Origin of the sequence: Shewanella sp. BF02_Schw, from assembly GCF_014596695.2 — a bacterium.
Lineage (GTDB): Bacteria > Pseudomonadota > Gammaproteobacteria > Enterobacterales > Shewanellaceae > Shewanella.
This window is the reverse complement of record NZ_JABKAW020000008.1, coordinates 178,546-191,996: the sequence shown is the minus strand read 5'-3', so window position 1 is coordinate 191,996 and position 13,451 is coordinate 178,546. Positions and strand designations below refer to the sequence as shown.

15 protein-coding genes are annotated in these 13,451 nt (G+C 39.9%); 9 read left to right on the top strand and 6 right to left on the bottom strand.

Annotation, left to right across the window (positions count from 1 at the left end; genetic code table 11):
• Positions 1-359 precede the first annotated feature (359 nt).
• The 5 genes from HNW13_RS21780 (at position 360) to HNW13_RS21760 (ending at position 2,409) form a co-directional block, all read left to right on the top strand.
• Positions 360-728 (top strand): PH domain-containing protein, encoded by a 369-nt coding sequence (locus tag HNW13_RS21780; protein ID WP_162022832.1) that lies wholly within the window; start codon positions 360-362, stop codon positions 726-728.
• Positions 729-924: 196 nt separating this feature from the next.
• Positions 925-1,125 (top strand): hypothetical protein, encoded by a 201-nt coding sequence (locus HNW13_RS21775; RefSeq protein WP_192116133.1) that lies wholly within the window; start codon positions 925-927, stop codon positions 1,123-1,125.
• On the top strand, positions 1,079-1,447 hold the full coding sequence (locus HNW13_RS21770; protein ID WP_192116132.1) for a GNAT family N-acetyltransferase: 369 nt from the start codon (positions 1,079-1,081) through the stop codon (positions 1,445-1,447). Before HNW13_RS21775 ends, HNW13_RS21770 begins: the two co-directional genes overlap by 47 nt.
• 170 nt (positions 1,448-1,617) lie before the next feature.
• Positions 1,618-1,929, top strand: coding sequence for a hypothetical protein (locus HNW13_RS21765; protein ID WP_192116131.1), 312 nt, complete (start codon positions 1,618-1,620; stop codon positions 1,927-1,929).
• Between the two features lie 21 nt (positions 1,930-1,950).
• Positions 1,951-2,409 (top strand): GNAT family N-acetyltransferase, encoded by a 459-nt coding sequence (locus HNW13_RS21760; RefSeq protein ID WP_192116130.1) that lies wholly within the window; start codon positions 1,951-1,953, stop codon positions 2,407-2,409.
• Between the two features lie 430 nt (positions 2,410-2,839).
• On the opposite strand, the gene HNW13_RS21755 is transcribed toward HNW13_RS21760, so the two are convergent.
• Together HNW13_RS21755 and HNW13_RS21750 are read right to left on the bottom strand one after the other, a co-directional pair.
• Positions 2,840-3,457 carry a VOC family protein gene (locus HNW13_RS21755; RefSeq protein ID WP_192116129.1) on the bottom strand — a complete coding sequence of 206 codons (618 nt, stop codon included), beginning with the start codon at positions 3,455-3,457 and terminating at the stop codon, positions 2,840-2,842.
• Between the two features lie 52 nt (positions 3,458-3,509).
• On the bottom strand, positions 3,510-4,013 hold the full coding sequence (locus HNW13_RS21750; RefSeq protein WP_101087500.1) for a L,D-transpeptidase family protein: 504 nt from the start codon (positions 4,011-4,013) through the stop codon (positions 3,510-3,512).
• A 166-nt stretch (positions 4,014-4,179) separates the two neighbouring features.
• Between HNW13_RS21750 and HNW13_RS21745 the strand changes: the two genes are divergently transcribed.
• The gene (locus HNW13_RS21745) at positions 4,180-5,010 is read left to right on the top strand and encodes an ion transporter (RefSeq protein ID WP_162022836.1); all 831 of its coding nucleotides are present in this window, start codon (positions 4,180-4,182) and stop codon (positions 5,008-5,010) included.
• Between the two features lie 60 nt (positions 5,011-5,070).
• Complete coding sequence (locus tag HNW13_RS21740; RefSeq protein WP_192116128.1) at positions 5,071-6,651, top strand: MATE family efflux transporter; 1,581 nt, start codon at positions 5,071-5,073, stop codon at positions 6,649-6,651.
• A 224-nt stretch (positions 6,652-6,875) separates the two neighbouring features.
• Here the strand turns inward: HNW13_RS21740 and HNW13_RS21735 are convergent, their stop codons facing one another.
• From HNW13_RS21735 to HNW13_RS21720, 4 genes are all read right to left on the bottom strand, one after another.
• Positions 6,876-7,073 (bottom strand): DUF2986 domain-containing protein, encoded by a 198-nt coding sequence (locus HNW13_RS21735; RefSeq protein ID WP_011637061.1) that lies wholly within the window; start codon positions 7,071-7,073, stop codon positions 6,876-6,878.
• Positions 7,074-7,289: 216 nt separating this feature from the next.
• Entirely contained in the window at positions 7,290-7,736 is a 447-nt protein-coding gene (locus tag HNW13_RS21730; protein ID WP_101087503.1) for a hypothetical protein, read from the bottom strand.
• Positions 7,737-7,900: 164 nt separating this feature from the next.
• Positions 7,901-8,257: a glutathione S-transferase N-terminal domain-containing protein gene (locus HNW13_RS21725; protein WP_162022838.1), complete on the bottom strand. Its 357-nt coding sequence runs from the start codon at positions 8,255-8,257 to the stop codon at positions 7,901-7,903.
• A gap of 120 nt (positions 8,258-8,377) precedes the next feature.
• Positions 8,378-11,833 carry a DUF748 domain-containing protein gene (locus HNW13_RS21720; protein WP_192116127.1) on the bottom strand — a complete coding sequence of 1,152 codons (3,456 nt, stop codon included), beginning with the start codon at positions 11,831-11,833 and terminating at the stop codon, positions 8,378-8,380.
• A 311-nt stretch (positions 11,834-12,144) separates the two neighbouring features.
• Between HNW13_RS21720 and HNW13_RS21715 the strand changes: the two genes are divergently transcribed.
• Positions 12,145-12,540 (top strand): GNAT family N-acetyltransferase, encoded by a 396-nt coding sequence (locus HNW13_RS21715; protein WP_101087506.1) that lies wholly within the window; start codon positions 12,145-12,147, stop codon positions 12,538-12,540.
• A 146-nt stretch (positions 12,541-12,686) separates the two neighbouring features.
• The gene (locus HNW13_RS21710) at positions 12,687-13,394 is read left to right on the top strand and encodes a DUF445 domain-containing protein (RefSeq protein WP_101087507.1); all 708 of its coding nucleotides are present in this window, start codon (positions 12,687-12,689) and stop codon (positions 13,392-13,394) included.
• Positions 13,395-13,451: the final 57 nt, after the last annotated feature.

The following is a 13,451-nucleotide window of genomic DNA, read 5'->3' as shown; positions in this document are numbered from 1 at the left end:
ATGCCAACTGTTTATCTTATTGATTATATGGAGGTAATGTATTTTTAGTGAATTTTATTGATGTCATAAAGACATGTTGTGTATTGTCAATATGACACTAAATTGTCATATTGACTTCTTATTGTGTTCTAAAATGACATTATTGATGAAATGCCAATCACAGGCTTTATCGCTATTTATCAGCTAATACAAACTGGGATAAATGCTTGCTTCAGCTGCATTTTGTAATGTTATTGTTATTACATTAAGCTAAGGCTATTCACTAGAATACGATAACCACGAAATTTACTGAGCTGTTTATGTCGTAAAATTTGTATTAATTCAATCCCTTTGGATGTCAGATATAAAAAGGATGTTAGATGATAGATTTTAATAATAAAGGTTTTTTCAAACTGAAGCAGAATTCTGATTTTGCAGACAAAGCCCGCGATTTACTTATCGATGATGAACGAGTCATTGATTCATATAAATCCATGCGTGATGGTGTCATTTTTACCAGTAAAAGAATTATCGCTGTTAATGTTCAAGGCATTACAGGAAGTAAAAAAGATTTTACATCTTTGCCTTACAAAAATATTGTCGCTTACTCAATTGAAACATCGGGGACATTCGATCTCGATTCCGAACTAGAAATATACTTTTCAGCGATAGGCAAAGTTAGGTTTGAGTTTACTGGTAAGGCCTCAATGCTGGAGATATCAAAAATAATCTCAGGTTATTTATTATAGGTCTGCAAATGCCGCTATTGTCAATAATTGCTTAATAAATTGATAATTTCAACAAACGAATCATTAAGGTTTAATCTGTTGTAAAATACGATTTTAGTCTAGAATTTAATGCTGAAACTGAGGAGTGTTAAGTGGGTCGTTTCGTCAGTTGTCTGGCGTCGAGAAAGACTAAAACGTGGGGTGTAAAATTGTAAATATGGCTAATGTTCAAATCAGAGTGTTGCTGATGAGTGATTGGGAAATCTATAGAAGGTTACGTTTATTAGCATTACAAGACTCGCCAGATTCGTTTGGCTCGACTTATGAACGAGAAGCTGAATTTACCGACGAAGAGTGGATTTCTCGTCTTAATGCAAGCAAGCAATCGAGCAAAGCATGCATTGCCACTGATCGCTGAACTTGATGGCGTCGCCGTAGGCTTAGCATGGGGACAGATCCATAGTTCTAGTCCTATGGATACTGATGCTGCACATGTGTATCAAATGTGGATGTCACCACGCGCGCGCGGATATGGACTTAGTAAGTTATTACTGAATAGCATTATTGATTGGGCCAAAAAATCTAATCGAAAAGTCGTTTGCTTAGAGGTTACTATTGCTAACGAGGCCGTTGTTAATCTCTATAAATCAATTGGTTTTGTTGCTGCTGGTGAAACACAGACTCTACGAGAGGGTAGTGCATTACTGACTCAAACCATGATACTGGAGTTATGTGGTTAATAAATGAGTCATGTTCTCAATAAAATCGACGTTTTCAGCAAAATAGTTTTCAGTAAAATCGTTTTCAATAAAATCTAGGTGACACGACTCACTTTTAGGGTATTGTCGCAACGGTTTAATTAACCTCGTTTCGCTCATTAACTGAGTGGCTTTTACAATGGAGTGTAAAAATGAATGAATCTCAAGCAGATAATATTATCCAATCTTATGAAACGGATAGCATTACCGCTTTACGTTCAGATTTAGATAAACTGAGACCCAAACCATATACGTGGTTAATCCAATGGCTGATGTGTTTGACGACTATTGGCGCTATTTTATATATTGCAAAAGTAGACCTATTAGTAGAACAAAATTTTGTGTGGTTGCTACTGTTATTTGTCGCGATTGGCTTTAGCCATCGAGATGATTATTTAGCTCATAAACGTATCGATTTGGTGATTAAACTACTTGATAAAAATGCATTTCATAAACGATCATAGTTCAAAAGGAAGCCTTGGCACATGGATATTATGATTGATGATTTACAGGGCTCTGGCGTGGTTGAGTTACTGCAAGCACATTTGGCTGACATGTATGCAACATCGCCACCGGGTAGTGTTCATGCATTAGATATTGAAGCCTTAAAACATCCATCAATTACTTTTTGGTGTGCCAAACAAGGTGACATAGTACTTGGGTGCGTAGCGATAAAACAGTTAACGCCAACCCACGGCGAAATTAAGTCTATGCGAACGGCTGCAATGGCGAGAAACCAAGGAGTAGCATCGGCATTGTTATCGCACATATTGGGCGTAGCTAAGTCTTGTGGTTATCAGCGGTTGAGTTTGGAAACTGGATCGATGGATTTTTTTGCGCCAGCAAGGCGTTTGTATGAACGACATCAATTTGATTACAGCGGCCCATTTGCGGACTATAAACTAGATCCTAATAGCTTGTTTATGACAAGATTAATTGAGTAAATTGATTTGTGATAAAGGTAAAGCTTAGCAAAGCGCTAATTTATGAAATGTGTAAGCGACTATTACTCTTCTTCATTATTTTTGGCATTGCCATCGTAATATTAATGACCCCAGAAGGTGAGTGTGTAGCATTTTTTAGCCATAGCTTGTGCACAGGAAAAGATAAGTGGGTTATCGTAAAGTGGATTTTTTTGTTTGATTCATTGTTACTGGCATACACAGCTTTGCCTGTGTTGCATTACTTAGCGCTAAGATTTTTAATTAAGCATAAAAACTGACCTCTAAATGGTTTTTGAAAAGCTTAATGATTTACAACCTTTCTATCATTGATCTAAACAAGCCAAGCTCAGTTATGGCATTGGCATAACTGAGTTTGGCTTGTTTTATATTAGTGCTGCAGTTTCCAGATAAAGCGTTATTAGTACTATGCTTAGCAGGCTTGTTCACTCTCAACAATTTTTTGAATATCGTGCGGGTGTACTTTAACGCAAATGCCATTGGCCTTAAATGCGATAGTTGGGTTAGCAAGGCGCTCTTTATCACCTTTTGGCGAACTTTGTTTAACCTTAATATCACTGTTTTCGTCACTACCTGCAATAATATTACCTACAATAGTATTACCTGCAATAGTATTACCCGCAATAACATCAGCCAGTAGTGGCACTTTTTCGATAAGCTCTGCGACGAGTTCATCACAGGTTTGTGCCTGTGATGGGAACACTAATTCGATATGCTCCCAACCTTCAACCGGATAAGATTTGTCAGATGGAAAGGGCAGTTCAACACATTGAATTTTCATCGCACCGATAACTAATGGTTCGGCTAATTTAATGATTAAAATCGGCCGACCGTTGATGATGTTATTAGAGATGATTTTGCCGTGTTGACTAAATTCATCGACGAGTAACTGCGCTGTTTGATTATCGTTCACCCGCAGAGCAGCATGATCACAATTCAATGCTAAGTTGTCTAAACCTAACCGATGAATAAACGCGCTTATGCGCTGGCTAAAGTCTGCCCAAGTATGTTGTAGATGTTGGTAATTCATTTAATAACCCAAGAAACAAAGCAAAAAATGGTATGGTTGAGCTTGAATAAGCTTATGGCCATATTTCAATCGGTGTACCAGCATCAATCATTTGCCACAATTCATCCATTTCTTTGTTGGTGACGGCAATACATCCATTGGTCCAGTTGTACTTTTGTGCTTCTTCTGGCGGTAAAGTTGAACGAGGGTTTTCACCGTGGATCATAATCATGCCACCGGCTCTAATGCCTAATGCATCAGCTCGTAATTTATCTTCTTCATTGGGATAAGAGATATGAATCGATTTATAAAATGCACTATCAGATTTTTTATAATCTAATACATAACGACCTTGCGGAGTACGTTGATCACCTTCTTTAAGCTTATGACCACTTGGCACATCGCCCATGGCAATAAGGTAACTTTTAATCACTCTTCCGTCACGCATGACAGATAAGCGTGATTCAGATTTATTGACGACAACTAAATCTACTTTTGCTGTAGTTTGGCTTGAAGAGGCAACCGCCAATGACGGGCTGAAAATTAAGGCTATAAATATTATGTACAACGCGCGCATGAAATCTCCGTAAACCAATGACCTTTTTAATTTTTATTGTAAAATGACCCTATTTCGAATGTTAAAACTCGACAGTCAATGTTAGATTTTAACGACAACAAGGGTTAATTGATATTAGTTAACCGAGTTTATTTGCAATTTATTACCCGAGACAGTGAATAATAAGATGAATATCGAAGAAAAATCCGACAGTCCACTAAAAAAACAGCTTAGAAGTGTGATTTTTGGTACCGAAACCCCAGCAGGAAAACGTTTCGATATTGCCCTTATGGTCTGTATTGTACTGAGTGTGATATTGATTTTTATCGATACCACAGAATATGTTAATTCCCTTTACGGTGACTATATTAGTATCGCCGAATGGACCTTTACGGTATTGTTTACCGTTGAGTACATATTAAGGCTCTATTGCTCGCTTAATCGGTTACACTATGCACGCAGTTTTTTTGGTGTAGTGGATTTAGTGTCAATTTTACCCAGTTATTTAGGGTTGATTTTCCCTGGTGCCAATGTCGCGTTAGCGTTAAGAGTACTGCGTTTATTCCGGGTGTTTAGAGTATTAAAGTTACTTCGATACCTAAGCGATGGCCAAATATTGCTCAAAGCCATGGTGCAGTCCGGTCGAAAAGTGTTTATGTTTTTCTTCTCGGTAAGCCTGATTATTATGGTGTTAAGTGTGGTTATGTATGTGGTTGAAGGCCCTAACAATGGCTTTACTTCCATTCCTAAGTCCATGTATTGGACCGTGGTGACCATTACCACCGTTGGCTACGGAGATATTACGCCGCAAACGCCATTGGGCCAAGGGATTGCGGCACTTACTATGCTGATTGGTTATTCGATTATTGCGATCCCCACCGGTATTTTAACCGCTGAAATTTCACATGAAATGGTCAGAACCCGTGATTTACGTAAATGCAGTAATTGTGGCAAAAAAGGCCACGATAAAGATGCTGAATATTGTAATCATTGTGGTAGCGAACTTGAAAAACTCTAGGGTTACAGCCTGTAAAGCTGATTTAGATTTGATTTTTATTATAGACACACAAGGATATTGATGACCGCTGCTAAATTTGTTGAGGGTTCCATTTTACGCCATATCCTGGTGATGAGCTCTACTGCTGCTGTGGGTATTTCGGCACTTTTTGTGGTCGACTTACTCGATATTTTCTTTTTAAGCTTACTTGGTGAAATAGAGCTCGCCGCAGCAGCAGGTTATGCCAGCACGATTTCATTTTTTACGACTTCGATAGGTATCGGCTTATCGATTGCTCTTGGCGCTTTGGTGTCAAAAGCGGTGGGGTCGAAAAACATTAAGTTAGCCAAGAGATTATTTTTAAACAGTGCCATCGTGACGTTAATTACCAGTGTGCTGGTGGCTGCAGTTGTCATCGCGTTTATTCCCGAATTGTTAGCGTTGGTGGGTGCAACAGGGCGCACTGCGGAATTGGCTGAAAGCTATTTGTATATTCTGGTACCGTCTTTACCATTTATTTGTTTAGCAATGGCGCTTGGCGGCGCGCTGCGTGCAGTGGGTGATGCCAAACTATCGATGATGTCGACACTAGCTGGTGGCGGTGTTAACGCCGTATTAGACCCTATCTTTATCTTTAGTTTATCAATGGGCATTGAAGGTGCTGCGGCCGCATCGGTATTGGCCCGTATTGCGGTGTTTGTCATCTCAGCTCGCGGAGTGGTGGTTAAGCATAAGCTGTTAGGTCAATTTTCGTGGATTGAGTTCAAGCAAGACCTAGGGGTGATTTTTGCCATAGCCGCACCTGCAATGCTCACCAATGTGGCAACTCCCATTGGTAATGCGGTGGTAACGCGTGCCATAGCTGATTTTGGTGATAGTTATGTAGCTGGCTGGGCGGTATTAGGACGTTTGATCCCCGTCTCGTTCGGGATGATTTTTGCATTGTCTGGCGCAGTCGGACCGATAGTGGGGCAAAACTTTGGTGCCAATGAAATTGAACGAGTTCGATTGAGTTTAAACAAAGCGATTCAATTTTGTGTTGTTTATGTTCTGGTGGTGTCACTGGTACTGTTTTTATTACGAAATGTCATTATTAGTAGTTTTGATATGAAAGGCGATGCGGCAGAGCTTATTTTGTTTTTCTGTCAGTACATCGCGGTGTTCTTTATCTTTTCGGGCATTTTGTTTATTGCCAATGCCTCATTTAATAATTTAGGTAAGGCTAAATACTCGACCTTTTTTAATGTGGGTAAAGCAACCATCGGCACCATACCATTTGTGTATTTTGGCGCCCAGTGGGGCGGTGTATTTGGGGTGCTAATTGGTCAGGTGATTGGGGCAATTATATTTGGTGTGATAGGTATTTTATGTGCATATCGATTAATCGACAAAATTAGCCGCCAAGGTATGCTTTCAGCGGGTGCTAATCGACAACTACTAGAAGACGATGCGATAAACATTGATATGGTGGCCGCTCCTTCACCTATGCCAGGGCGCACTCAGATGGCTCAATTAGATGAAGATCCACTGTGTAAGCAAGTTGCTCAACAAGACAACGCCGATACAGCCAATGGCGACACAAATGATACTGAAAAAGCCGGTGCTGATGGCGCTAGTACCGATAACATTGGCAGTGAGAAAAGCAGCGATAAAATCAATTGATCTGATAGATGCTATGTAGATGTGACTTAGTGTAGATGTGACTTAGTGTAGATGTGATTCAGTGTAGATACGATAGAGTTTACATGTGATTGGGATCGAGACGTGATGCTATGATAGATATTTAATCTCTGGCTAATGCCCACAGAGCAGATAATAAAAAGCCCCTATTTTTGGTCTTAACCGAGAATAGGGGCTTTTTGATACTGACACCTTGTAAATGGGTGTTAGTCTTTGTCAGTTTCTGTGCTGGCTTCTGTGGCAACTGTTTGTTCAGCCGCTTCCGCTAACGCAATTTTCTCACGTTCAGCTTTAGAGATATAACGCTCAACAGGCTTGTTACTTGGGTTAGCCGGCACCACTTTATTTTGGCGAGCCTTGGCACGTTTGGCCAATTTTTTGATCATCTCTTGCTTTCTATTCATCTGATTTCTTACTTTGTAAACGACAAACTATTAATATCATTCTAGACGATACACGGCTTATCGGAGCGTGATGACACTGGTCTTGGAGCCTACGGCAACATCACGAGAAAATTTGGATGCTAATTTTAGCTTAATTGCTTAGCTGGATATAGTGTTTTATCCGTCAGCGACAATAATTAACCTATTAAGTCAGTTAAAGCTGCATCGGCTTGGCAATTAGGCGCCGAATTTTTTAATATCTTCAGCGGTAGCACCATCATTACATTCGCCACGAATTTCACCGCGCTCAGTTTCAACATAACGACTTAATTCAATAAAACCGGCTTTACAATAACCATTCATTTCGATGGTTTTTCTAAGACCCAGATCAATTTGTTGATGCCATAGTTCGAGGCGATTCTCTGCGTTACGTTGTTCAATTAAATAACTCTGTGCATCTTGTTTACTGCGAATTCTTCTTTCTAGCGGGGAATCACCAGGAATGCTGCGGTCAAGGGCGGTAGCTAATTTTGCTTTATAGACAAACAACTTAATCCCATTACCTTTAATTTGAGTACTGAATGCATCGCGAAACTGCCCCGCAAAGTCCATAGGATCAGGTTCGCTTGCGCTACAGGCGCTAAGCAGTATGAGACTGCAGATGATTAAGCTTATTTTTGACACTCATTACCTCATTCGTTCTTATGTTAAATGAAACTCGAATAAATGCAGCAAAATATTATTATGACCTTTATTGATACAAGCATGGCCAGGGTAAAAATATTTCTACAGCAATATGTTAGCCACAGTGTTGAGATAAACTGTGGCGACATGACATAACCAGTGCTTTATGCGAAACGTTCGTTGAGGTAGCTGGTAATGGCTTTTGACTCATATAACCATTGGGTGTTGCCGTCTTGTTCGATACGTAAACAAGGCACTTGTAGCTTGCCACCTTGGCTTACTAACACGCTTTTGTTGTCATCTTGTTTGGCGTCGACTAAGTTAATGGTTAAATTTTGGCGACGCATATCACGACGAACCTTGACACAAAAAGGGCAGGCGGCGTATTGATACAATGCCAATGATTGAGTTTGTTGATCGACAATAGCTTGTTGATCTTGTGGACGTTGGCGCTTTTTAGGAGCAAACACAAAATTTAACAACAAAATAATTCGACCTAAAATCCAACGAACGATAAACATAGATAACCTCAATCTTAACAATATTAATGATACATCATGATTACAAACGTTTGTTATTACTCGTTTGCAATGTATGCGCAGTCTACCCGATGTAGATAGCGGTTAACAGCCACAGACAGGTTATTTTACTTGTAGTTCAAGCAATGCTTCTGCGGCATCTTCTGCGGTGTTGATACGGCTTTCAAGCACAAATATTTTACCTGCATCAATTCCTGCTTGAGCAATTAAATAGGCTTTAACCGCTTTAGCGCGCTCTTGGGCTAAAAGGCCAAATTCATCTGCAGTAAACTGTTGGTGATTTTTAAGCATATTGTACAAACCAATGTGCCAACGCGTGATCAGCTCTGCTTCAGTCAGTTTTGGTTTTTTCTGCTGTAATTTTTGCTTGATGTCTAATGGATCCTGCGATAACTCTTGCTCAACCAATTGATACAATGCATCTGCTAATGGCCCCGTAACAGGGTATTTGCTGGCAGAGACACTTTTGGGGAAATCTTTGAATTTTATCCCCGCAGCGTTAGCCAGTTGCTTATGCAGTTTGGTTTCTGCTAATGCTTGTTTATCGTTAATTATGTCGATACTGCCTTTAATATTTAGATTAAGCAGCGGCCTGTCTATTAACGCTTTAGCCAGTTTGTCTAAGGTGCTTTTTTGTTTAAGTGAGATGTTGCTGCGTCCATACTCAAAACTGATTTTATCTATTTGTTCATCACTGCCCACAAGACCAGCTAAGAATGAAAACGGTGAGGTCACCGCTTTGGTTATGATATTGCCTAGTGCATTAATGATGATGCTACCAAAACTAAAGCTAGGAGAATCAATATCCCCAGACACATCAACGCCTAAATCAATTACGCCATGTCGGTCTTGCAATAATGCTATCGCTAATGTCACCGGTAGGCTGGTTGCTAAACTGCTGTTACTGCGTTTACCTAGTTCGAGTTGATCAATCACTACATGATTACTGCCAACTAATTCATTATTTTTAAGCTGATAGTTTAGATCCAGTGACAACTGACCTTTATCAATATAATAACCAGCATAAGTGCCAGAGTAAGGGTTAACCGAGGTGAGCTCTACTTTGTCAAAGTTCAAATTAAGGTCAAGATAAGGTTGAGCTAATAACGGGTTAACATCACCTTTTAACGTCACCGGTGCGTATTTGTCTATTTTTCCCGCTAAATCAACTGATGCAGTGGTTTCTGGATTTGATGATAAGTTGGTGATCTGGCCGTTAAGCATTTCAATGCCCGAAGCAAAATTGGGCGTTAACGAATTATCCGCAAAGAAGGCCGAGCTGTCTTTAAAGCCAATCTTATTAATGTTGAGCTTCATTTGTGGCGCATCGGTGGTGGATTGCTCATTGCCTGTCGATAAGGTCGCTTGTTCAGCTTTACTTGGACTAACAGCAACTTTATCTGTCTCAACACTATCTGTCTCGACACTAGCAGTGGTTTGTTTTACGTCTGCAGGAGTATTGATCAACTCGCTAATATTGGTGCTGCGGTCGGGTGAGATAATCAGGCGACTAAACAGCTTATCGAAGTTTATTTCATCAATATCAATGTTAGCTTGTTGGCGACCAAACGATAATTGGTTGATGTCCATGGTTTGCCATGTCAGCAAAGGTTGTTTTAACACGTTATCGTTAATGTGTAATTGACTGATGTTTGCACTGCCAGAGTAGGTTAGCGTGTCTTTAGCGTCTGCATGCAAAATGCCCTTAGTGGAAAACATGCCATCTTCAATAGTGATATTGATGTAAGGAGCAATATAAGGTTGTAAACGTGACAGCAACATATTACTAAAGTCGATTTCAGCATTCACTGTTTGCGCTAATGCATCAACTTGTCCTGTTGACGTTAATAAGCTTTGTTGATTAATTCCTGCCGAAAATTGATAATCAATCGGGCTGGATAGATCTGATTTTATTACCCCAGTAGTTAGGTCAATCGGGCCGATTTGCCAAAGAATAATCTTATCACTGGCAATGCCTTCACCCAGTTTAACTTGATACTGCGCGATACTGATTTTGTCTAGTGTGACTAACCAAGGGGAGTCTGCATCGATGGAGTTAGACGTTACTGCTGTTTTTTGTTGAGTCGTTTGTGAGTCTGTCTCAACTGTCGCTTCTTTCGTAGCATCTTGTGTCGCTGATGGTGGTGATTGCTGCGCTAATAGTGGTTCTGCATCTGTTTCTGTATCTGTTTTTGCAGTTGTATCGCTAGCTGCTTTTGTTTTGAGATCAGTGGTGACTTGTTTAACGGTCGCGATGGCTTTATCAGTAATGGTATCAGCCACATTTGTGCTGTCAGCTTTTTGCTCATCTGAGTTAGCTTTCTCTATATCTATACTGCCTAAATCTGCAGTCTCTGAATCTATCGTGTCAGTAGTAGCTGATTCGGTAATAGCAGACTCGGTAGTCGTTGAGGCTGTAGAAGATAAATCTGAGGTATCTACGGTAGTTGTTAACTCAGTGTCTTTAGGCAGCAATAAAGCAACCAAATCAGCACCAGTAGGAGTGATATTGAGTTTGATATTACCTTTTTCGGTATGGAACTCACCAATGCTAACGCGTTTTTTGTGGCTGTCTAAATTGATGTTATTTAACGCTAAGACATCAATGGCGATTTTTTCATCTTGCTGATGTAACGCTTTAAAACGCTTAATCACTATCTGTGCTTTGGTGACATTGATATGGCTTATTGGTGCTAAGTTTTTGTCTTGCAATGTCACGTCATACTGTCCGTTTAGGCTCAGCGTGCCTTCAGCTAAGTTAATCGCAAACAGTTGATCAACAAAAGACCAGTAACGTGATAAATCAATTCCAGTCACCTTAACATCGCCTTTTATTGCCAGGGGCGCTAATTGGAATTGCCCTTGCAATGCGACCGAGCCTTTGAATTGATCTTCTATGCGTAAGTTATAACGATTTACTTGGTCTTGCTTGTCGTTTAACGCACTACTCAAGCTATTGAATTGTGCCAATGACACATTGATGTTGGGATAATTAATGTGGGTATCTGTGACGTTGTCGTCTAGGGTAAACACGCCTTGTTGGATCTGAATATTAGCAATGTTTATCGCCGGTATAACACTCGGTTCAGTACTCATTGGTGTTGGCTGACTATTTTGGCTTAGGCGAGTAATAATGTCACTGAAGTTAAATACAACTTGTTGATTTGCCGTTTCAGTACGCGCCACTCTAAAGGTGGGTTGTTGTAGACGGATATCTTCAATCACTATCGCCCAAGATGAGATCGATTGCCATAATTGAATGTTGCCATAGGCCGCGGCGAATGACGCAAACGTTTTCGGGCTATCAAGTTCGTTGATTTCAAAACCCGATACCGCTAGTTCTAACGTAAATGGGTTGATACTAATGTCTTGTAGGGTAGCGTTTCTGCCTAATTGCTCGGTTAATATCGTTGGTGCTTGTTGTTTGGCAATATATGGAATTAATCCGCCGAGAACAGCACAACCCAATAGATAAACAGTTAATCCATAAAGGGCTAATTTTAGAATACGAGAGCGCGGTGTAACCGCTGAGCGCAATTGCGCAAAAAACGAGGTCATAAGAGGTAATCTTGATACAAAACAGTGGCAACAGCTGACTATTTTACCAAAAAAACAATCGTAACGAATGATTATTTTGTCAGGATAATAGATTAATTTACATTTATGTTTATTGATGTTAACTTTGTATTTAAGCTTATGTAATTAATAGATTTTCTATTTATCTTTTTTATATAAGTTCATTTTGTTTTGTGCGTTAAACACTTACAGTGACATATTGTTTTAACCTGATGGCTTGATGCCATCACTTAATAGGCATGATATCTGCGATATTCATACGCGGTATTTAATCCTCTTTTCAAGGATGAGAAATGCAAATACGTCTAGCTTCGAGCATCGATTTAGAACCATTGAGCCTGCTATTTGATCTATATCGGCAGCAACTACAACAACCCTCTGACTATCCAGCGTGTCATCATTTTTTGAAGCATCGCTTGGCCGAAAATGATTCGATGATTTTTGTCTCCATCAGAGACGATGAAATGGTGGGCTTTATTCAATTATACCCGTCGTTTTCTTCATTGCGCCTTGCTCCTGTGTGGTATTTGGAAGATGTGTTTGTAAAACCTCAATATCAGCAGCAGGATGTTGTTAGCCAAATGTACCAAAAGGCTCAGTTGTTGGCACAAAGTACTGGGGTATTATTGATTAACCACCATGATTCCCAAGTGCCTATCGAACCTGAATCCTTAAGTTGTACGGCGTAAATTGATCAGTATTATTTGCTTACCATTAACCATGGTAATTAAGTCTGTGATGAGATGAACGATGAATTATGTAGACCTCAGTTATTTCTGATAAAATAGCTGAGGTTTTTTATTATTTTATCATCATAGATGTTAAGGAAAAGAGATTGAATAAGAGCGTATTAACCAACCTTATCGCGGCTGTCTTTATGCTGGTTGGGTATGTGTTACAACAACAAATTGTCATGACAATAGGGTTATTTGCGTTGTCGGGTGCATTAACCAACTGGTTAGCAATCCATATGTTGTTTGAAAAAGTCCCCGGTTTGTATGGTTCCGGTGTGGTTCCATCACGATTTGAAGAGTTTAAAGCGGGCATTAAACATTTAATGATGCAGCAATTTTTTACTCAAGAGAATATCGATCGCTTTTTGACAACCAGTAGTGCCAGTAGTATTGATTTAACCCCTGTGATTGAAAAAATTGATTTAGCGCCATCATTTGATGCATTAGTGTCGACTATCGAAAAGTCATCATTTGGTGGCATGTTAGCGATGTTTGGTGGAACCGAGGCGTTGATCCCACTGAAAGAGCCATTTATTGAAAAAATGAAACTGTCGTTAGTTGAACTGGCTCAAAGTGAAGAGTTCAATGCTATTTTAGTCAATGAGCTTGAAAAGCCAGATGTTATCGCAGATATGCAAGCTAAAGTGGCCAATATTGTGGAACAGCGTTTAAATGAACTCACGCCTGAATTAGTGAAGCAAATCATCCAAGACATGATTAAAACCCATTTGGGTTGGTTAGTGGTGTGGGGTGGTGTGTTCGGCGGTATTATTGGCGCCGTCGCGGCAGTGCTGCAGCAATACAGTTAACCCCAAAACGTATTATTTTCATGGCGTTGTCTGCCATATGATATTGTCAGCCAAATA

Bases quoted from the DNA above. Each gene is read 5' to 3' on its own strand.
- HNW13_RS21770 (WP_192116132.1), top strand. From the start codon at position 1,079: ATGCAAGCAAGCAATCGAGCAAAGCATGCATTGCCACTGATCGCTGAA.
- HNW13_RS21725 (WP_162022838.1), bottom strand. From the start codon at position 8,257: ATGTTTATCGTTCGTTGGATTTTAGGTCGAATTATTTTGTTGTTAAAT.
- HNW13_RS21765 (WP_192116131.1), top strand. From the start codon at position 1,618: ATGAATGAATCTCAAGCAGATAATATTATCCAATCTTATGAAACGGAT.
- HNW13_RS21755 (WP_192116129.1), bottom strand. From the start codon at position 3,457: ATGAATTACCAACATCTACAACATACTTGGGCAGACTTTAGCCAGCGC.
- HNW13_RS21735 (WP_011637061.1), bottom strand. From the start codon at position 7,073: ATGAATAGAAAGCAAGAGATGATCAAAAAATTGGCCAAACGTGCCAAG.
- HNW13_RS21780 (WP_162022832.1), top strand. From the start codon at position 360: ATGATAGATTTTAATAATAAAGGTTTTTTCAAACTGAAGCAGAATTCT.
- HNW13_RS21760 (WP_192116130.1), top strand. From the start codon at position 1,951: ATGGATATTATGATTGATGATTTACAGGGCTCTGGCGTGGTTGAGTTA.
- HNW13_RS21740 (WP_192116128.1), top strand. From the start codon at position 5,071: ATGACCGCTGCTAAATTTGTTGAGGGTTCCATTTTACGCCATATCCTG.
- HNW13_RS21775 (WP_192116133.1), top strand. From the start codon at position 925: ATGGCTAATGTTCAAATCAGAGTGTTGCTGATGAGTGATTGGGAAATC.
- HNW13_RS21715 (WP_101087506.1), top strand. From the start codon at position 12,145: ATGCAAATACGTCTAGCTTCGAGCATCGATTTAGAACCATTGAGCCTG.
- HNW13_RS21750 (WP_101087500.1), bottom strand. From the start codon at position 4,013: ATGCGCGCGTTGTACATAATATTTATAGCCTTAATTTTCAGCCCGTCA.
- HNW13_RS21745 (WP_162022836.1), top strand. From the start codon at position 4,180: ATGAATATCGAAGAAAAATCCGACAGTCCACTAAAAAAACAGCTTAGA.
- HNW13_RS21720 (WP_192116127.1), bottom strand. From the start codon at position 11,833: ATGACCTCGTTTTTTGCGCAATTGCGCTCAGCGGTTACACCGCGCTCT.